The following is a 20,675-nucleotide window of genomic DNA, read 5'->3' as shown; positions in this document are numbered from 1 at the left end:
TCCCTTTCATTAAGAAGTTGCTTCTGTTAGTTGATATTTCCCTTTAGATAAATTAATAATTTCGTTAGATTGTGTGTTGTTCCCTTTATATTGAACGGCAGTCACTGTATACGTACCTGGTGCTAAATTGTTCCCTTGTAAAGGAATCGTAATGGTTTTATTGCCGTCTACTTTTTCTGATGTAATGAATTGATCGTTTACATAGAGATGTACTTTGTTGTTGCTATCGAAATCAAGTAAATCAACGGTAATTTGTACGAGCATGCTATCTTTAGCCACTTCAATAGAAGGAATATTACCACCATGTGATGAGCCAGTAGGGGTAGAAATGATGACAGAAGCGTTCCCTGTTTCTTGTGCATCACTAGGATAAGGCACGTTATCGTTGGAAACTGTCTCTTCTTCGGCGCCTTCTTCAGATTCATCAGATCCTAAGTCTTCTTTTGCGTTATCTGAATGAGAATCTTGTTCTTCTGTTTCATCTGATGATTCCTTATCTTGACTGTCATCTGCTTGTTCGTTTTCTTCTTGTTGGTCTTGTTCATTCGGCGCTTGTTCTGTTGTTTCTTCATCTGTTGTGTTATTCTTCTCATCATTTGTTGCCGTATCATCATTTGTACAAGCTGCCATTAATAAAACTACCATTAGAAATAATAGTGTTAGCCGTTTCTTCATCCTATGACACACTCCTTTTTCTGAATTGCTCTTCCTAGTGATTATCGGACTCTCTCTTATTTTCCTTAAGTATAAGCGAATTAATTTTTGATAGAGTAGGTACGATTTTCTCATTTTATGTTTTTGAACAGATTGTGAATTATGTAACTAATGAAAGTGTTATGCAATTAATGTTACCGCTTACAATAAGGGCGCTGGATTTATAATAGGAACTAAGGAGGGATAACAATGAAGAAGAAAGATTTAGTTGCACTAGTATTAGCATTTGTCGTTTTAGTAGTACTATTATTGTTGCCAACTCCAGAGTCGCTTCCTATTGTTGGACATAGAGTATTGGCGATTCTCGCTTTTGCCGTCATATTGTGGGTGACAGAAGCTGTGAAGTATCCCGTAAGTTCTGTTATGATTATCGGTTTACTAGCAGTATTCGTAGGATTATCTCCTACCATTGAAGATCCATCTACTATATATGGTACGAAAGAAGCGCTAGGTATGGCGGTTAGTGGATTTAGCTCTACAGCGGTTGTTCTTGTTGGTGGTGCATTGTTTTTAGCAGCAGCCATGGAGCATACCGGATTGCATCAACGTTTAGCCTTATTCATTATGTCGAAAGTAGGTATCAAAGCAAATCGTCTAGTAATTGGAACGATACTAGTTAGTTTCGTTTTAGCATTGTTTGTTCCAAGTGCTACCGCACGCGCTGGTACAATTATTCCTATTTTATTAGGGATGGTAGCGGCATTCGGTCTAGGGAAGACGAGTCGCTTAGCTGCATTGCTCGTCATAACAGCAGTTCAATCTATTTCCATTTGGAATGTCGGTATTAAGACAGCTGCTGCGCAAAATATGGTGGCACTAGGTTTTATGCAAAGTGAATTCGGTGTCGATGTAGCTTGGGGAGAATGGTTCTTATATGCCGCTCCATGGTCCATACTTATGTCGATATTACTATACATTATTATGACAAGATTAATAAAACCAGAAGAAACCAAGCTTACAGGCGGCAATTCCATTCAAGCGCAGTTAAACGAATTAGGGAACATCAAAGCGGAGGAAATACGATTAATTATAATTTCTTTGAGCTTACTTATTTTATGGTCCACAGAAGGTGTGATTCATCCATTTGATTCAACGACTTTAATGGTTATAGCAGTTGCGATTATGCTTACGCCGAAAGTTGGTATATTTAATTGGGGAGAAGTGCAAAATAAAATTCCTTGGGGAACATTAATTGTATTTGCTACCGGTATTTCCCTTGGGAAAGTGTTGTTAGATACTGAAGCCGCAACTTGGTTATCCTCTAACACGTTTGAGGCCTTAGGGGTAACGTCCTTGTCTTTACTAGGTATGATTGCGGTGTTAGCGGCATTTAATATTTTTATTCATCTAGGATTTGCCAGTGCAACAAGTCTAGCTTCTACGCTTATTCCGATTGTGATCGCATTGGTCATAGGGATGGAACCTACATCCTTTAATGGACCAGGATTAGTACTCATTATGCAATTTGTAATCTGTTTTGGCTTCTTACTTCCTGTGAACGCACCACAGAACATGCTTGCATACGGTACAGGTACATTTACTACGAAAGATTTTCTTAAATCGGGTGTTCCGATTACCATTGTTGGTTATATATTGATATTAGTATTTAGCGCAACCTATTGGCAGTGGGTTGGTTTATTATAAAAAAATAAATGAAGAGGTGTAACGTAATGAGTTTAAAGAACCCTTGGAACGAATTAAGTAGCATTAACCTCGGATACGTTTTAGAACAGTATGATTTGTATAAAGAAGATGTCACAATCGTAGAACCAAGCTATCGAGAAATGTTCGATCAATGGGGAGCGCCAACCATTCCGGCTCATTCAGTTGTATCTATTGAAGAACAAGGTGATTCTACTCACCTTGTTCTTCACAAAATGAAAAACTTAGCCGCAACTGTGGAGTTAGCGAACAATATACGGAAGTATGGACACTTAGAAGCTAATATTTATCCTTTAGAAGAGCAGACGCCTTTGTCCATGCTTCAAATGTCAACGTATGGGCTTACAGAGGAAGATATAAAGGAGATTCCAGCGTCTTTCGTTTGTTCCCAACATGCTAACCAATTTGCAAACGCATTAGAAGCCATTCATCATTTAAAGAAAACCTATTGTGCTTCAATTAGTTTTGAGTTAGATCATGTACAACCAGAAATGCGCCAATGGTTATTAGACAAAATAGAAAGCAAACAGTCATTGGCTCGTTTAACGAATGAAGATAAGCAGCGTTTATTTACGTTGTTATGCAAAGCAGAAGGGTTTGAACAGTTCCTTCAGAAAATGTTTACTGGTCAAAAGCGTTTCTCCGTTGAAGGCTTAGAATCCTTAGTGCCTGTTATGAATGAGTTAATCGAGTTAGCGGCTGCGGAACAAGTGGATGATGTAATGATTTCAATGGCTCACCGAGGACGTTTGAACGTTTTAACTCACGTGCTAGATAAGCCGTATGAAGCGATGTTTGCTCAATTCAAGCATGCAGCATGGGTGAACGAAGACCCATCACTTGAACTTACGGAAGGTAGTACGGGTGATGTGAAGTATCATTTAGGGGCAACGAAAACGAAAGAAGTGAACGGGCATACCATTCGCGTGTCACTAGGGAACAATCCGAGTCATCTTGAATTTGCAGGGGCAGTGATGGAAGGATGTACACGTGCTGCGCAGGATGATCGAACGAATGTAGGTTATCCTGAACAACATGAGGATAAGGCTTTACCGATATTAGTCCATGGCGATGCTGCTTTTACAGGGCAAGGAGTCGTGACCGAGATATTAAACTTCGCTAACACGAATGCATATAGTACAGGGGGAACGGTGCATATTATTGCGAACAATTGCATTGGTTTTACGACAGAAAGCGAAGATGACCGTTCTACTCATTATCCAAGTGATGTTGTGAAAGGATATGAAATGCCGATTATACACGTAAATGCAGATGATCCAGAAGCGTGTATTCAGGCGGCAACATTGGCGTTCCAATATCGCACACAGTTTCAAAGAGATATTCTTATTAATTTGATTGGTTATCGACGTATGGGACACAATGAAATGGACGAACCGAGAGCAACGAGTCCATTAATGTATAACAAAGTGGACCAACATCCGACGATTACACGTGTTTACAAACAACAATTACTAGAGACTGGAGCGTTATCTGAGCAAATGATGGACCATTTGGAAGCGATGGTAAACGATTTGTTCCAGCAAGCATTTGATTCTCTATCTGATGACAAAGAAGAAGTCCAGACTATAGAAGAGCGAGTTTATCAAGGGAAAGATAGCATGCCTGATGTGGAAACAGCCATTTCTAAAGAAGCTTTACTTGCCTTAAATAAGGATTTAGTAAAATGGCCAGAAGGTTTTAACGTGTTCGGTAAGCTGAAGAAGATTTTAACGAGAAGAATAGATGCAATGGACAATCATAAGAAAATCGATTGGGGGCATGCAGAAGCATTAGCTTATGCATCCATTCTAAAGGATGGAACGCCAATTCGACTTACAGGTCAAGATAGTGAGCGAGGGACGTTCTCGCATCGAAATCTTGTACTATCTGATTACATTACCGGAGAAAAATATTCGCCAATGCATCACCTTCAAGGTGGTAAAGCTTCATTTGCCATTCATAATAGTACACTAACCGAAATGGCTGTACTTGGCTTTGAGTATGGATATAGTGTGTGTTCTCCTGAAACATTAGTCATGTGGGAAGCACAATTTGGAGACTTTGCAAATGGAGCTCAAGTGATGTTTGATCAATTTATCTCTGCTGGGAAAGAGAAATGGGGACAGCAATCCGGAATCGTTATGCTATTGCCCCACGGGTACGAAGGGCAAGGACCGGAACATTCTAGCGGAAGACTAGAGCGTTACTTACAGTTATGTGCTGAAAATAATTGGACAGTAGCAAATATATCATCAACTGCTAACTATTTTCATTTGTTGCGGAAACAAGCCGCTTTACTAGGAACAGAGCATATTCGTCCCCTCGTTATTATGACGCCAAAAAGCTTGCTACGTAACCCATCAGCAAGTGCGTACATCGAGCAGTTTACAAATGGGAAGTTCGAACCGGTTATAGAACAGCCAGGTCTTGGTCATCAACGTGATAAAGTGAAACGAGTTGTCTTTACATCAGGTCGATTAGCAGTAGAGTTAGGGGATCAAATAGCACATGATGATACGAATGATTGGTTAGATATTATTCGTATCGAGCAGTTATACCCATTCCCGGAAAAACGAGTAAAAGATATATTAGGGAAATACACCAATTTACAAGAAATAATGTGGGTGCAAGAAGAGCCGCAAAATATGGGGGCTTGGACGTACATTGCACCATTACTACACCATGCATCGCCAAAAGAAATAAAAGTTCAATATGTTGGTCGCCCACCGATGGCAAGTCCATCAGAAGGGAATCCGATCGTTCACAAACGGGAGCAAGAGAGAATTATCCATCAAGCATTAACGCAATTAGATGTTACGCAATATGCCGCTTATAAATAATAAATCATATACACCACTTAAAAGGGAGAAAGAGGATGATGAAGATGGCGAATATTGTTATACCTGAACTTGCAGAATCGATAACAGAAGGTACGATTGCTCAATGGCTTGTAAAGGAAGGAGACTATGTGGAGAAAGGTCATCCCTTAATCGAGCTTGAGACGGATAAAGTGAATGTAGAAGTAACAGCGGATTATACAGGAGTTATAACGGATATTGTTCGAGGAGAAGGAGAAGACGTCGAAGTAGGAGATATAGTTGCAAACATGCGTCAAGAGGAGCAATCTTCTTCTGTAGACGTTCAAGAAGCGCTGAAGTCAACATGTACGAAAGAGGCTTCAAATCAAAAGGATTATGGTGCGACGACATCACCACAAGTTATGACAACAAAACAAGCAGAAGGTAACGATGAACCGATTATGGCAACCCCTTCTGCTCGTAAATGGGCAAGGGAGTGGGGAGTTGACTTACGAGAAGTCGCACCTAGTGATCCATTTGGTCGCATTCGTAAAGAGGATGTAGCAAGGAAATATGAGCAAGTACAGAAGCCAGTAGAGCGACATACAGATGAACCAATCAAGCAAGAACAAAGTAAGCAACAAAATGCCAAGCCAGTACAACGAGAAAAAATGTCACGTCGTCGTATGACTATAGCGAATCGTTTAGTAGAGGCACAGCAACAAACAGCTATGCTTACAACATTTAATGAAGTTGATTTAACGAACGTGATGCAGCTTCGTCAAGAACGTCAAGAAGCTTTTATTCATAAACACGATGTGAAACTCGGCTTTATGTCGTTCTTTACAAAAGCGGTGGTAGGAGCATTGAAGGAATTCCCGTTACTAAATGCAGAAATTCAAGGCAATGAGTTAGTGACGAAAAAATTCTATGATATTGGTGTCGCCGTCTCCACGGAGGAAGGGCTTGTTGTACCAGTTGTCCGAGATGCGGATCGACTTGATTTTGCAGGAATTGAGAGGGACATTAGTCGTTTAAGTGTAAAGGCGAGAGAGAAGCAATTAACGCTTAATGAGCTACAAGGTGGTACGTTTACGATTACCAATGGTGGGACATTTGGGTCGATGATGTCAACACCGATTTTGAATGCTCCGCAAGTTGGTATATTGGGTATGCACAACATTCAGAAACGAGCGATGGTTATGCCAGATGACTCCATTCAAGTTCGTCCAATGATGTACATCGCTTTATCTTATGATCATCGTATTGTGGATGGTAAGGATGCTGTTCAATTTCTAGTTCGTGTGAAACAAATGTTAGAAGACCCATTTGATTTATTACTAGAAGGATAATCTATGAATATAAGAAGCTGTCTAATGCGTATTCGACAGCTTCTTTTTACATGATTCGAAAATAGCGAAGAATCTCAATAATCTATAAATAGGGATCGATGTTCGTTTGATTTGACTCAACATATTGGTAAAGGGTTAATGGTCTACCAACATGACCATATGTCGTGTAGGAAGTTAACACATCAATTTGTTCAAGGAATTGGACGTATTTCCGTATGGATGTTCTCGAAATGTGAATCGCATCAACAAGGTCCTCAATAGAGAAACTATTTTCTTCAAGAGAAGTGATATGGTTCCAAATTTGTGTTAATGTATTCGTTGTTAACCCTTTTGGAAGTCTTTGATTGGAATGCGATTGGCTCATGTCTAATAAATATTTATCAAGTTCCTCTTGACGTAGCTTCTGCTGTTGGAGTATATGATTTTTCTGTTGATATTTGATTAAGGCATCTTTAAAGCGGATAAATTGAAAAGGTTTAATAATATAATCATAAGCCCCGTGCTGAAGAGCAATTTGAATCGATCGAGTATCAGAAGCGGCAGAAATAATAATGACGTCGATGTTAATGTCTTGTTGACGGATGCGTTTCAGGAGCTCAAGCCCGTTTTGTTGAGGCATATATATATCTAATAAAATTAAATCAAACTCATGTGTATTGATAAGCTGAATGGCTTCAAGAGCAGAGGACGCTTTTCCTTTTAAATGAAATCCATCTACTTCATTCAGATACATTTCGTTTACTTGTAATACCATCGGATCATCTTCTACAATGAGTACTTCAATCATTCTTCATCCCCCTTATTTGGAATGGTGATCGTAACTTGAATGGTTGTTCCTTTTCCTATTGCTGTATCAATATCCCATTCCCCGTTTAGATTTTCGACAGCTCTATTTGTTAAGTATAAACCGTAGCCTCTATTTTCTCCCTTAGTAGAATAATGTTTGTGAAAAATGGTTTGTAATTTGTCCGGTGAAATGCCTATTCCATTATCATGAACCGTTACTATTATCGTCTGGTTTTCGTAATCCAGTGCAATGTATAAGGATACTTTCTTTTCTTCTCGATTCTCTACTGCATCAAAGGCGTTTTCCACTAAACTACCGATAATAGTAATTAAGTCGTGCATGATGTCAATCTCAATTTCACCAGAAAAATCACTAGTTTCATCAATGTGAAATTGAATGCCTTTTTCTTTAGCTTTACTGTTTTTACCTAATAGAAATCCTGCTAGTATGGGATTTTTAATATACTGAATGATAAATCCTTTTTCTGCTTGGTAATCGGATAAAATGGTAGGAATAAACTGTTCGAGCTCCTCATATTTCTTGAGGTGAAGCATGCCGAGAATAACGTGCAATTTATTCTTGAATTCATGAGAACGTGCTCGTAATGCATCGGAGTAATTTTTGACTCCTGTAATTTCTTTCATTAGCTGTTGGATCTCTGTTTTATCTCGAAAGGTAGCAATTGCTCCAACCATATGACTGTCTACATAAATCGGCGTGCAGTTCACAAGTACCGTTTTGCCGAAAAAATGTACTTCCCAATTATCAACAGATTTACCATCTTGAATAACGTTTAAAATGATTGGCATATAGTGTTCAACAGATTGCCCGATAAGGCTTGTTGAGTCTGGTAATTTCATTAATTGAGTAGCTTGTTTGTTCGCTAATGAGATGTTCCCGTGTTGATCGACAGCAAGTATTCCTTCTTTGACTGATTCGAGCATGGTGTTGCGTTCTTCTAATAGGTGGGCGATTTCTTCTGGTTCTAAGTTGAATAGTATTTTCTTAATGTATTTGCTAATCCAAATTGCTCCAACTAAACCGAACAGTAACTGAATGATAGCGGCCATTAGAACGATTATCATTCCGTTACGAACTTGCTCATGGACGTTATCAAGTGAGACACCAACGACGACAATCCCAATTTGTTCCTTGTTGTCATTATACACAGGTGTGAATACGCGCATGCCAACTCCGAGTGGACCTTCTTCGACAGAGAGATATTCTTCTCCTTCTAGTGCAGCAGCAGCATCTTGCCGATTATAAAAGGATTTTCCTACTTCTTCTTCTATTGGGTGCGATAAGCGGATCAGATTCCTATCTAATACGACAACGAACCCTACGTTGGTTAGCTCTTTTCTTTCATTAGCAAATGTTTGCACCACTTCTCTCTCTGCCTCATCTTCTAATCCATCTATGACGATCGAGGATTGGGCAGTCATACGGGCAATATTGAGAATTTCATTAGCTAGGTTGTCTTTCGTTCGTTCTTTCAAATGATTTGCTAGAAAAAGGTTTGTTATCAAGACAGAAACAAGAACGATTGCAAATACTAATAGTAAGATAATGGATTGTAACGTTAGCTTTCGTCGGTGTATGAGTGTCATTTTGCCGTTCATGTAAACAACCCTTCCGATGTGTGGGGATAAAATGCAACTAACATTTTCCATTATAGAAGAGGATGTAGGGAGTAGCAAAGTGTATTTTAACATTTACAATAAATTGTCGAAATGTTTAGAGCGATAAGACATGAAAAGAATGAATGAAGCACGTATTATGACGTTTGCTACAACAGTTTTTCCATGTAATTACTCTAATTATATATCTAGACAAAGGCCTCAGCGTAAGTTAATTAATTGCAATGCCTGTTAAAAAATGAAAGTAATTCAATTAGAACTACAAAAAAACCATAATAAGTATTTTTGTTCCCGTTATATAGTCCTTTAGATGGTATAAATGGTGAAATTTATATTGCGAAAATAGCCTGTATATAGCATAATATTTTTATTCTGTTGTATGGAGGAGAAGAATTTGAAAAAAGTATTCTTGTTGTTTGTTATTAGTATTTTTAGTATTGTATTGGTTGCTTGTTCTGGAGAAGTAGAAAATGAGGCCAATGCCGATAAGGGAAATGAGAGTGGGGAGAAGAAGCAGGAAGAACAGCCTGAGGAAAAAAGTGAACAAAACGGCTTCAATGTCGATAAAGCGAAAGAAATATTAGAGGATCATGTATTAAAAGAAAATGATGAAATAAAAGATCTAACTATTAGCAATGGAGAAATAAAAGCAGTTATCGAAATAGGTGATAACGATATGATAAATGATAAAACTTTGTTAGCTCAGGTTGCCTATAGCAGTGCGGGCGATGAGTTTTTGAAGCATGAAGGATGGGAAGTATTAACAATAGACTTTGTTGGACTTGCGGAAGTATCCATGAATCGAAATGAAAAAGAAACGGATGACAATGATTTGGATTATTTCCCGATGGGTAAAATAATTGATCAGTTTGAGTAAAAATTGATCATAACCACATTTTAACAGAAAAAGACATCTCAATGAGGTGTCTTTTTCTGTTAAAAAAACTTAATGTCAAGATGTGGAGATTATCCAGTTAGTTGTTAGAACTGGTCCGAATATTAGGACAATATTGCAACTCTTTCATTACTATTTGTAAAATTCAAATAAAAGGAACGCTTATTCTAGTTGAAATGAATAGTTGAAAGAGGTGGACGTAATGGCTTGGTACGTTTTCTGGCTTGTTTTCTTTCTTGTTAGCATTTTGGGTGTTGGTGCGTATTACTCGCGTAAGATTTCTACTGCGGATGATTACACGATGGCCAATTTCAGTTTGGGCTTTTTCCCGATTTGCGGAAGTATTGTGGCTACTTCCCTTGGTTCGGCAGCGGTCATTGGGGCAGCGGGGAAGGGATTTAACATTGGGTTGTCCTGGTTTATTGTAGGGCTTCCGACGATGGTATTCTCCGTATTCCTTGCGCTGGTTCTTGGCTCAACGATACGGAAATTGAAGCTTTATACAATACCTGATTTATTCGTTCGTCGTTTTGGCAAAGCAGCAGGGCTTATTCCTGCTTTAGTGATAAGTGTGCTGTATATGACGCCTACTTTTGGCATGCAGGTTGTTGGGATGGGGTCGATTCTAACAACGATTGTTGATATTCCATTCATAACGGCCATGTTAATTGGTTTTGTTATTTGCGTGTCGTTTACATTAATGGGTGGGTTGCCTAGTGTTGCTTGGACAGATGCTGTTCAATCGGTGTTAATCCTAGCAGGGCTCATTTTTATGTTTATTGTCGGGTTGAATTATGTCGGTGGTTCAAATGTGGTATTAGAGAATACGCCAGAAGAAATAATGAGCTTCACTGGTATTGGCTGGGAATACTTATTGAATTACATGATTGTGTTTGGACCGTTTTATTTAGTTTGGCAAACGTCGTGGCAACGTCTTGCAGCGGCAAAAACAGAGAAAGTAGCGAAAAGAGCTGTCGTGACTGGCTTTGTTCTAGCACAACTTGTTGGATTATTTGCTATTGGGATTGGTGTAATAGCCAGACAGTCCATTCCTTTAAGTACAAATCCAGATCTTGTTTATACGACGTTTTTAACTTCTGTCTTTCCTCCTGCTATTGGCGGGTTATTCATGGTTTCCTTGTTTGCAGCCGTCTTAACAGGAGCTACTTCTTTTCTGTTAAGTGGTGCAATGAATATTTCTAAAGATATTTATCAAGGCTGGATTGCCCCAGAAGCAACGAGTAAGCAAGTATTGAACGTATCTCGGCTATCTGTTGCGGGTATGGCTTTAGGTGGTTTAGTTGTCGCACTCATGATCACAGATATTATTGCCATTTACACGTACGCATTGTCTTTATCGGCGATTACGATGGTCATGCCGATGCTAGCTGCAATGTTTTGGAAACGAGCTACCAAAAACGGGATGGTAACGAGTGTGGTTGGGTCTCTAGTAACAGCAATAATCTGGACAATGGCAGGGCGTCCTTTTGGCATTCATGAGGTTATTCCGGGCTTACTTATATCATTCGTGCTCATTGTCTCCGTTAGTTTAGGGACAAAGCACTCGGCAGATGAGGATGTTCAGGCTTATTATTTTTCCATGAAGGATACTAAAGAGCAAGAAGCATTACAAGAAAAAGTGCAACCTGTAGCGAAATAATGAATAGGAAAGGTTGGGGACAAAATGGTAGAGGTATTGTTTATTAACGGAAATGTATGGACGATGGATGAACGAAATAGTCAAGCGGGCTGTGTAGCTGTAGAAAATGGGGTAATTACGGGAGTTTGGCAGGGCGCTATTCCACCTGAAGAAGACGTTGTGATTACAGACGAAATGACAGTAGTTGACTTAAAAGGCGATACGTTATTGCCTGGATTCATTGACACACACAATCACATATTGATGTATGGATTGTTGAAAAAGCACGTGAATTGTAGTACACCACTGAATGAATCGATAGATGACGTTCTTCAATTACTTGCAAATAAGGCGTCAGAAACGAAAAATGGAGAATGGATTCAAGGATATGGTTTCGATGATACATTGATTGCGGAAGGGAAACATTTAACTAGAAAGGATTTAGATCAAGCTTGCCCTTCGAATCCTGTCATCGTAAGGCACATTTCTGGACATTTAGCTTCTGTTAATACGCTTGCCCTCGAGTATGCAGGATTAGATGACTTTGCTACAGAGCCGGATGCTGGTCATTTTGGCAGAGATGAACGCGGACGATTAAATGGGGTGTTATACGAGCCAGGAGCCATGAATCCTATCGTTGAAAAAATTCCAGCTCCAACGGTAGAAGAAATGGTAGATGCCTTGCAAGATGCAGCGAATGACTATGTTGCACAAGGTATTACAACGAACTCAGATGCAGCAGTTTCTGGATTAGATGAATTAAAAGCGCATGTGCAAGCGGCAAAACGACGGGTGAATCCGATGCGAAGTCGTTTAATGATGATGCACTACCTACTTGGAGAAGGTGCACATTTCGGTCTGTACACGCCTGAACAATTAAATGAAGAATTAATGTTACGGTCTGATGGGTTAGTGCAACTTGACAGTGTGAAAATGTTTCAAGATGGGTCCATTCAAGGGTTAACAGGCGCGTTGCGAAAACCGTATCATAAGTATCCCGATGTGCTTGGTGACTTCATTCATGAGCAAGGTCCTTTTCAGGAAGAAGTGCTTGATCTTCATAAACGTGGTTTCCGAATTACGATACACGGCAATGGGGACAGAGCGATTGGTTCGATTTTGGATGCCTATTATTATGCCATTGATAAGTATCCCCGCACAGATCATCGCCATCGAATTGAACATGTCCAATCAGCAACAACAGAAGATATTGAGAAAATGAGACAACTTGGTGTAGCTGGGTCCTTTTTCATTAATCATGTGTATTATTGGGGAGATCGTCATGAGCGAATTTTTCTTGGGCCTGAGCGGGCGCAACGTATTAGTCCATTGGCGGAAGCCGTAAACAATCAACTTTTATTTACGTTACACTCAGATTGTCCTGTAACTCCAATCTCACCGTTGTTCTCTGTCTGGGCTGCTGTGAATCGAACGACGAGAGAAGGGAGAACGTTGGGGCCAGAGCAGCGCATTGATGTAATAACAGCTCTTAAGGCTATGACGATTTATGGCGCGGTGCTTAACTTTGAAGAAGATCATTCCGGTAGCATTGAAATTGGAAAGAAAGCGGATTTCGTCGTGTTAGCAGAAGATCCGGTAGCAGTACAACCTGAAACGATTAAAGATATTACAGTTAAAGCAACCTTTATAAATGGAGAAATGGTTTATGAGAACATTAACACTGATACGGAACGATAGCCGAAACTAAGCGTGTTGAAAAAAGTTTTTATTATTTGAAATACTTGTTATTGAACTAACGTAGCGGATTTGTTGAAGAATGGATAGGGTAGAATAATAATTTAGAGAGTAGATACTAAAAGGAGTAGATGTATAATGGAAAAGGTCACACCATTTTTAATGTTTCAAGAGGGCAAAGCAGAAGAGGCAATGAATTTTTACACATCACTGATTGAGGATTCAACAATTACAAATATTGTTCGATATGGTTCAAATGAAAGTGGGGATGAAGGAACTGTGATGCAGGCAACTTTCACTTTGAAAGGTCAAGAATTTATGTGCATAGACAGTAATATAAATCATCAGTTTTCTTTCACTCCTTCATTTTCAATATTTGTTACTTGTCATACTGAGGAAGAGATTGACAATCTTTATCAGAAACTGAACGAAGGTGGGCAAGTAATTATGCCAATAGGTGATTATGGCTTTAGTAATAAATTTGGCTGGTTAAATGACCGTTATGGAGTTTCGTGGCAATTAAATTTACCTAAATAATAGGAGGAACTTAATACAGCTTTCAACAAATCCTGATTAGTATGTGGGTTTTAGCGCATTCTGAAATAATACGAAACTACTTTTTTGATGGTTTATGAGAAGAAACCAATTGTTACGTTATAATATAGAAATGAATCCCGCTTGTAACGAGAGTGGGATTTTTTTGTGGGTAAAAATGGTGTGCATTGTATTACGTTGATCCCACCTGTGTATAGTATAGTAAATGTAGATGAATTTATTTAATGAGATTACTAGGAGGAATATATAGATGTCCCAGCAAACGTTTCTCTATCATTCAAAAGTGCAGGATTTATTAAATAATGTACAAAAGGTTATTATCGGCAAGAGTGAAGTGACTACGTTAAGCGTTGTAGCTTTGTTAGCACAAGGACATGTTCTGCTTGAAGATGTGCCAGGGGTAGGAAAGACGATGCTCGTGCGCACGCTGGCCAAATCGTTAGACTGTGAATTTAAGCGGATTCAATTTACACCGGATTTGTTGCCATCTGATGTAACGGGGGTTTCCATTTATAACCCGAAGGACATGCAGTTTGAATTTCGGCCTGGACCATTGCTTGGAAATATCGTATTAGCAGATGAGATTAATCGAACTTCACCGAAAACCCAGTCTGCTTTATTAGAAGGAATGGAAGAGCATCACGTAACAGTAGATGGAGATACGATGGAGTTGAAACGCCCATTCTTTGTGATGGCGACACAAAATCCGATTGAATATGAAGGGACATACCCATTGCCCGAGGCGCAGCTTGATCGTTTTCTGTTGAAGCTACAAATGGGATATCCAACAGAGCAAGAGGAAATGGAGATGCTCCAGCTTGTGTCCAGTAACCACCCGATTGATGACGTAGAAGCGATGATGACGAAGGAAGAATTAATTCAAATGCAAGAAGAAGTGAAGGGTGTGCATGTAAATCAATCTATTCAGCACTATATCGTGCAGCTCACTTCTGCGACGAGACAGCTTGATTCTGTTTATTTAGGCGTTAGTCCCCGGGGTTCCATCGCCTTGATGAAAGCGGCAAAAGCCTACGCATATATTCAAGGAAGGGGTTATGTTATTCCCGATGATGTGAAATACTTAGCTCCATTTGTTTTAAGTCATCGCATTATTCTAACTAATGAAGCTAAATATGAACGTACAACAGCGACGTCCCTTATTCATTCGTTATTAGAGCGCATTTCCATTCCAATAGGTAAAATATGAAGCAGTTTATCTCGATTGTTAGTAAGATGCTGCTCGTCGTTGTTTTATTAGTTGTTTTGTTTGCGTATGCTATGTTTCAAGGTGGATTCGTTAGCTGGTTTTTGTTCTATGCCTTTCTTCCTTTTCTTCTTTATTTAATCGTACTCGTATTCTACCCATTGTCTCATTGGAAATTAGAGAGAAAGCTGTCACAAACGACTCTTCATTCAGGTGAATCACTTACGGTGTCCGTAACTATTCGCCGTGAGTTTCCATTTCCTGTTTATTACTGCATCGTAGAGGACTATGTTCCAGGCACCATGATGAAACTAAATGGACATCCAAATAACTATGACTATCTTAGTAACCCTAGCGCTCTATTCCAACAACGCAAAGTGAAACGAATTCTTTTCCCGTGGTTTCGAAAGCAGTTTACCTTTTCCTATACGTTAGACCAATTACCGAGGGGAGAGCATACCTTTCACACAGTTCGATTGAAGGTAGGAGATTTGCTCGGGTTTGTAAAGAAAACCCATTATGTAACCCTCGGAGAAAAAGTGCTTGTCTATCCATCCAAGCGAGACGTATTCATACATCAGGCGCTTCATCGCAATGAAGGAGGGAGTGCGCCCGTCCATTTACAAAGGAGCAAGCAAACTACGATTGTATCTGGTATACGCGACTATGTGCCAGGGGATCGTTTTTCATGGATAGATTGGAAAAATACTGCTAGAAAAAATAAGATGATGACGAAAGAATTTGACGTGCAAAGAGATGCTTCCTTCTTTCTTATTCTAGATGCCTATGAAATTAATTCGGATAAAGCGTTAGCGTTTGAGGGGAGTGTGGAAATGTGCGCTTCACTCGTGCAACAATTTGGTCGAAATCATATTCACATGACATTTCTAATACTTGGTGAAAGTCGGTTTGTATCGCCTGTTTCTAAAGAGAAGGAAAAACAAGTCTCTTATCAGTTAGCTCGGTTGGAACCAGCTAAGAGTGGGACGTTTGCTGAGGGGTTGCAACAAGAGAAGTGTAACGTTGCAAGTGGTGGGAAGTACATGCTTGTGACGACTTCATTAACGCTTTCATTACAGGAAAGCATTTTGCAACTCATCCAATCGAACAATCAAATTGTCTTAGTATATATAGATGCACAAGAGAGGATAGAGGCTACTGAACGGCAATTGATTGAGACACTACGTGCAAGTGGTGTAGTGGTCAACGTGCTAACAGAGAAAGAAATGACGAAACATGTATTTGAGGTGAACACGTAATGGATCCTTTATGGCATACGAAGCGACAGTGGATATATGAATCATTTATATACTTGTGTGGATTTCTCCTTTTTATGGAATGGCTATATCCGCTACGGCAAATTACAGACACCGAGTATGTTTCCGCATTCATTATCTATTCGGCCTTTTGCTTTATTATTTCTTTCCTACGAGTGCCGTGGTATATTGGATCGCCGCTTAAAATGATAGGTCTCGCTTTTGTCGTGGATCAGTTGTTTATGACAGAACCTTTCTTGTCTAGTTCATGGCTTTTTGCTATCAAGGATCAGCTTCGGTATAACTGGGATATGATAATGGGACTTCGCTTCGATCAAATTACCCCCTTTTTTAGAAGTATCTTATTTTTAGTGCTGTTATGGTTGATGAGCTATTTGTTGTACTATTGGTTTGTTGTCGTGAAGCGTATCCATTTCTTTGTTATTTTAACGTTTGTATACGTAACCGTGTTAGATACCTTTACTGTTTTTGACGGGAAAGCGTCTGTTATACGAGTGTTTCTGATTTCCTTAATCGTAATGGGCGTTTCATCGATTATGAAAGAATTAAAAGATGAGGAAATCACAGTAGCGCATAAGCGGCTTTTTAAAGGGTGGATGTATCCTTTAGTGATGTTTATCCTCGGAGCTACTATTCTTGGTTACGCTTCACCGAAATTAACGTCACAATGGCCGGATCCTGTACCGTTTATCCAGAGTGCTACCGAAGGGTTGGATGGTTCTAATGAGAAAGTACAAAAGGTTGGATATGGTACTAACGACGAACAATTAGGTGGTTCATTCATACAGGACAATACACTCGTCTTTCAAGTGGCGGCAGAAGAAGAGCATTATTGGCGCATTGAAACGAAGGATTTCTATACAGGGAAAGGGTGGATCAATGCAGAAGAGGGTAGATTTCAATCTTTTGATCCTGATGAAGTATTACCAATTCAAACATTTAATCAAGAAAATGTAGAAACTGAGAAGCGAACAGCTACGGTTTTGATGATTGATAAAGCAAGCTTTACGAAATTAGTATATCCATATGGCATTGAACGAGTAAACCAGAGTGGCGCGATGTCCTATAATGTTAATGCTACAACTAATGTCATTCAGCCGATGCGAAATGGAAGGACAGTGCGGGTAGGGAGCTATGAGATTGACTATAATCAGCCTTCTTATTCCTATCAGCAGTTGCAACAAGCTTCAGAAGAGGACCCGCTTGATATTGAAGAGCAGTACACACAGCTCCCAGAGTCATTGCCAAATCGGGTGGAGAATTTAGCACGTAATTTAGTAGAAGAGGAAGACAATCGCTATGACAAAGCGAAGGCAATTGAAGAGCATTTTGCAACATCGGCGTTTCGCTATGATACAGAGGACGTACCTGTACCAGAAGAAGAGGAAGATTATGTTGACCAATTTTTATTTGATTCACAAGTAGGCTATTGTGATAATTATTCATCTTCTATGGTAGTTATGCTAAGAAGTGTTGGTATTCCAGCTAGATGGGCGAAAGGTTTTACAGGAGGCGAACGAATCGATTCGGCTACAGGGGATGATGGCAAAGCGTACACCATTTATGAGGTGAAGAGTGAAAATGCCCACTCATGGGTGGAAGTCTATTTTCCTCAAATTGGTTGGGTGCCGTTTGAACCAACGAAAGGGTTTGGGAACCATACGGAATTCTACACGGATGAAATAGATGAAGAGGAGCGGGAAGAGGTAACAGAAGAGTTGAAAGAGAAGTTGAACGAAGAAGAGCAAGAGAAACCAGAATTGCAACAATTAGAAGAAGAACTATCTGACGAAAAGGAAGAGGAGACAAGCGGCACGTTGTTACGTAACCGAGTGTTGGTCTTTATCTTGATTATTGCTGTAGTAACAAGTATAGCGTTGTATGTATATCGTTTTCCGTTGATGCGTATGTACTATCGACGTCGATTCTTACGTAACCCCAATGCATCTACATTCACCGATAGTTATTTCTTTTTGATGAAAGTAGCAGCAGCAAAGCTTAAAATAAAGCGCAATAAAGGACAGACGTTACGGGAATATGCTATGGAGATTGACCGCTATTTTCAATCGAATCAAATGAGCCGGCTTACACATCAGTATGAGCGTTTATTGTACAATAGAAATGAGCAAAACTTGCCGTGGGATGAAGTCACAGAATTATGGGAAGATTTAATAAACAAAACACTATCTTGACCGGTTATGTAACGGTTGATAGAATGAGTTCAACCTAATAAAAATACCCCTTCATATATCCTCGGCAATACGGGCTGAGAGTCTCTACCGGAACACCACAAATGTTCTGACTATGAAGGCAGAACGTCATTTGTGTATTTTGAAATGATGAGATTTCTGCCTTCCTATATCTATTTGGAGGTAGAAGTCTCTTTTTTTTGGTGCGTAGTCTAGTGAAGCGCCGAGATATGAAGTAAAATAGTTGGGGAAGCGTAAGAACGGAAGAGCCTCTCAATAAGAGACCTCTTTAAAGATATATAAAAGGAGTGGGATAAGATGGCACAAGTGAATGAAATGGTGCTTGTATTAGACTTTGGAAGCCAATACAATCAGTTAATTACGAGAAGAATCCGTGAATTTGGGGTGTATAGTGAACTCCACTCTCACCGTTTAACAGCAGAAGAAATTAAACGCATGAATCCAATCGGAATTATTTTATCAGGAGGACCAAACAGCGTTTATGAAGAGAACAGCTTCCGATGTGACCCGGAATTGTTTGATTTAGATATTCCCGTTCTTGGCATTTGTTATGGCATGCAGCTAATGTCTCATCATTTTGGTGGCAAGGTAGACAGTGCAAATGAAAGTGAGTACGGAAAAGCAGACATTACTGTGCAAGGCCGTTCTAAATTATTTGCAAATATGCCAGAACAACAAACGGTATGGATGAGTCATCGAGATAAAGTGATTGCACCGCCTGAAGGCTTCCAAATCGATGCCGTGAACCCATCTTGTCCAATAGCTGCTATGAGTAATGAGGAAAACAAGTTATATGGTGTTCAATTCCACCCAGAAGTGCGTCACACAGAGTACGGAAATCAATTGTTGAAGCAGTTCGTGTTTGACGTGTGTGGAGCAGAAGCAAACTGGTCAATGGAAAGCTTTATTGAGATAGAAGTGGAGAAGATTCAGCAACAAGTTGGTGATCGTAAAGTGTTGTGTGCGTTAAGTGGTGGGGTTGATTCTTCCGTCGTTGCTGCATTAATTCACCGCGCTATTGGGGATCAGCTGACATGTATTTTCGTTGATCATGGCTTACTACGTAAAGGGGAAGCAGATCAAGTAATGGAAACATTCAGTGAAGGCTTCCATATGAATGTCATTAAAGTAGATGCACAAGAACGCTTCCTATCCAAACTAAAAGGGGTAGCAGATCCTGAAAAGAAACGAAAAATTATCGGTAACGAGTTCATCTATGTATTTGACGATGAAGCCGACAAGCTAAAGGATATGGACTTCTTAGCACAAGGAACGCTTTATACAGATATTATCGAAAGTGGTACAGAAACAGCTCAAACAATCAAGTCCCACCACAATGTTGGCGGACTGCCAGAGGACATGCAATTCGAGCTAATCGAGCCACTAGACACACTGTTTAAGGATGAAGTACGCGCCCTTGGAACAGAGCTAGGATTACCAGACGATATTGTATGGCGTCAACCATTCCCAGGACCAGGCTTAGCCATCCGTGTATTAGGGGAAGTTACAGAAGAGAAATTAGCTATTGTTCGTGAATCAGATGCTGTATTACGAGATGAAGTCAAGAAATCTGGTTTAGAGCGTGACATTTGGCAGTATTTCACGGTGTTGCCTGACTTCCGTAGTGTAGGCGTCATGGGAGATGCCAGAACGTATGATTATACAATTGGTATCCGTGCCGTTACATCCATCGATGGCATGACATCTGATTGGGCACGCATTCCATACGACGTACTAGAACGAATCTCTACTCGCATTGTAAATGAAGTCGATCACGTAAACCGCATCGTGTATGACGTAACGAGCAAGCCACCTGCTACAATTGAGTGGGAATAGTAGAAAAGAAAGCCTAGACGTTGATTTAAAGACGTTCTAGGCTTCTGCTTTCTGTTTTGGTAACCGTTTCGGTAACCATCACTAGAGTAACTTGGTTTCTCTTGATTTCACTATACTTAAAACTTGCTCTATGCTAATTGGATGAAAATTATTTAAATCTACACCATGAGATTATCCCCGCGCAAGCCAAAGTGAAAAAACACGTGCGTTATATCTATGGGTGCCGTCATTGTGAACGCCATGAAATGAACACACCTATTCAAATCGCTAAATCACCATTTCCTGTGTATCCAGGCAGTTTAGCATCACCTTCAGCAATGGCGTATTTAATGTCACAAAAGTACGTAGATGGTATGCCGCTTTATCGACAAGAAAAAGCTTTGGAACGCCTTGGATTATCTTTATCAAGACAGA

General features: G+C 39.8%; 14 protein-coding genes, 1 pseudogene and 1 riboswitch. Of the genes and pseudogenes, 12 read left to right on the top strand and 3 right to left on the bottom strand.

Going from position 1 to position 20,675, the window contains the following annotated elements:
* Nucleotides 1-9 precede the first annotated feature (9 nt).
* On the bottom strand, nucleotides 10-675 hold the full coding sequence (locus N784_RS11320; RefSeq protein WP_036835004.1) for a hypothetical protein: 666 nt from the start codon (nucleotides 673-675) through the stop codon (nucleotides 10-12).
* Nucleotides 676-903: 228 nt separating this feature from the next.
* Between N784_RS11320 and N784_RS11315 the strand changes: the two genes are divergently transcribed.
* From N784_RS11315 to odhB, 3 genes are read left to right on the top strand one after another with little or no spacing between them, the layout of a single operon-like run.
* On the top strand, nucleotides 904-2,358 hold the full coding sequence (locus N784_RS11315; RefSeq protein WP_036835003.1) for a DASS family sodium-coupled anion symporter: 1,455 nt from the start codon (nucleotides 904-906) through the stop codon (nucleotides 2,356-2,358).
* A 26-nt stretch (nucleotides 2,359-2,384) separates the two neighbouring features.
* Complete coding sequence (locus N784_RS11310) at nucleotides 2,385-5,216, top strand: 2-oxoglutarate dehydrogenase E1 component (RefSeq protein ID WP_036835002.1); 2,832 nt, start codon at nucleotides 2,385-2,387, stop codon at nucleotides 5,214-5,216.
* A 44-nt stretch (nucleotides 5,217-5,260) separates the two neighbouring features.
* Complete coding sequence (gene odhB / locus N784_RS11305; RefSeq protein WP_036835049.1) at nucleotides 5,261-6,526, top strand: 2-oxoglutarate dehydrogenase complex dihydrolipoyllysine-residue succinyltransferase; 1,266 nt, start codon at nucleotides 5,261-5,263, stop codon at nucleotides 6,524-6,526.
* 82 nt (nucleotides 6,527-6,608) lie between these two features.
* On the opposite strand, the gene N784_RS11300 is transcribed toward odhB, so the two are convergent.
* Nucleotides 6,609-7,313: a response regulator gene (locus N784_RS11300; protein ID WP_036835001.1), complete on the bottom strand. Its 705-nt coding sequence runs from the start codon at nucleotides 7,311-7,313 to the stop codon at nucleotides 6,609-6,611.
* On the bottom strand, nucleotides 7,310-8,932 hold the full coding sequence (dcuS, locus tag N784_RS11295; protein ID WP_036834999.1) for a DcuS/MalK family sensor histidine kinase: 1,623 nt from the start codon (nucleotides 8,930-8,932) through the stop codon (nucleotides 7,310-7,312). The genes N784_RS11300 and dcuS overlap by 4 nt, the downstream gene beginning before the upstream one ends.
* 412 nt (nucleotides 8,933-9,344) lie before the next feature.
* On the opposite strand from dcuS, the gene N784_RS11290 reads away from it, so the two are divergent.
* The 9 genes and pseudogenes from N784_RS11290 to N784_RS11250 all read left to right on the top strand — a co-directional run.
* Nucleotides 9,345-9,827: a hypothetical protein gene (locus tag N784_RS11290; protein WP_052127279.1), complete on the top strand. Its 483-nt coding sequence runs from the start codon at nucleotides 9,345-9,347 to the stop codon at nucleotides 9,825-9,827.
* 220 nt (nucleotides 9,828-10,047) lie between these two features.
* On the top strand, nucleotides 10,048-11,505 hold the full coding sequence (locus tag N784_RS11285; RefSeq protein WP_052127278.1) for a sodium:solute symporter family protein: 1,458 nt from the start codon (nucleotides 10,048-10,050) through the stop codon (nucleotides 11,503-11,505).
* A gap of 24 nt (nucleotides 11,506-11,529) precedes the next feature.
* Nucleotides 11,530-13,182 carry an amidohydrolase gene (locus N784_RS11280; protein ID WP_036834998.1) on the top strand — a complete coding sequence of 551 codons (1,653 nt, stop codon included), beginning with the start codon at nucleotides 11,530-11,532 and terminating at the stop codon, nucleotides 13,180-13,182.
* 135 nt (nucleotides 13,183-13,317) lie between these two features.
* Nucleotides 13,318-13,716 carry a VOC family protein gene (locus N784_RS11275; RefSeq protein ID WP_036834997.1) on the top strand — a complete coding sequence of 133 codons (399 nt, stop codon included), beginning with the start codon at nucleotides 13,318-13,320 and terminating at the stop codon, nucleotides 13,714-13,716.
* 268 nt (nucleotides 13,717-13,984) lie between these two features.
* Nucleotides 13,985-14,941 (top strand): AAA family ATPase, encoded by a 957-nt coding sequence (locus N784_RS11270; RefSeq protein ID WP_036834996.1) that lies wholly within the window; start codon nucleotides 13,985-13,987, stop codon nucleotides 14,939-14,941.
* The gene (locus N784_RS11265) at nucleotides 14,938-16,197 is read left to right on the top strand and encodes a DUF58 domain-containing protein (protein ID WP_036834995.1); all 1,260 of its coding nucleotides are present in this window, start codon (nucleotides 14,938-14,940) and stop codon (nucleotides 16,195-16,197) included. The genes N784_RS11270 and N784_RS11265 overlap by 4 nt, the downstream gene beginning before the upstream one ends.
* Nucleotides 16,197-18,407, top strand: a complete 2,211-nt coding sequence (locus N784_RS11260; protein ID WP_052127277.1) for a transglutaminase-like domain-containing protein — start codon at nucleotides 16,197-16,199, stop codon at nucleotides 18,405-18,407. Before N784_RS11265 ends, N784_RS11260 begins: the two co-directional genes overlap by 1 nt.
* 31 nt (nucleotides 18,408-18,438) lie before the next feature.
* Nucleotides 18,439-18,540, top strand: a riboswitch (purine riboswitch).
* Nucleotides 18,541-18,722: 182 nt separating this feature from the next.
* Nucleotides 18,723-20,261, top strand: coding sequence for a glutamine-hydrolyzing GMP synthase (gene guaA / locus N784_RS11255; RefSeq protein WP_036834994.1), 1,539 nt, complete (start codon nucleotides 18,723-18,725; stop codon nucleotides 20,259-20,261).
* Nucleotides 20,262-20,428: 167 nt separating this feature from the next.
* Nucleotides 20,429-20,675 (top strand): annotated as a pseudogene (locus tag N784_RS11250) (IS66 family transposase); the annotation flags it as partial.

The sequence above is a fragment of the Pontibacillus litoralis JSM 072002 genome (assembly GCF_000775615.1).
Taxonomy (GTDB): Bacteria; Bacillota; Bacilli; order Bacillales; family BH030062; genus Pontibacillus; species Pontibacillus litoralis.
This window is presented reverse-complemented; position numbering and strand designations above follow the sequence as displayed.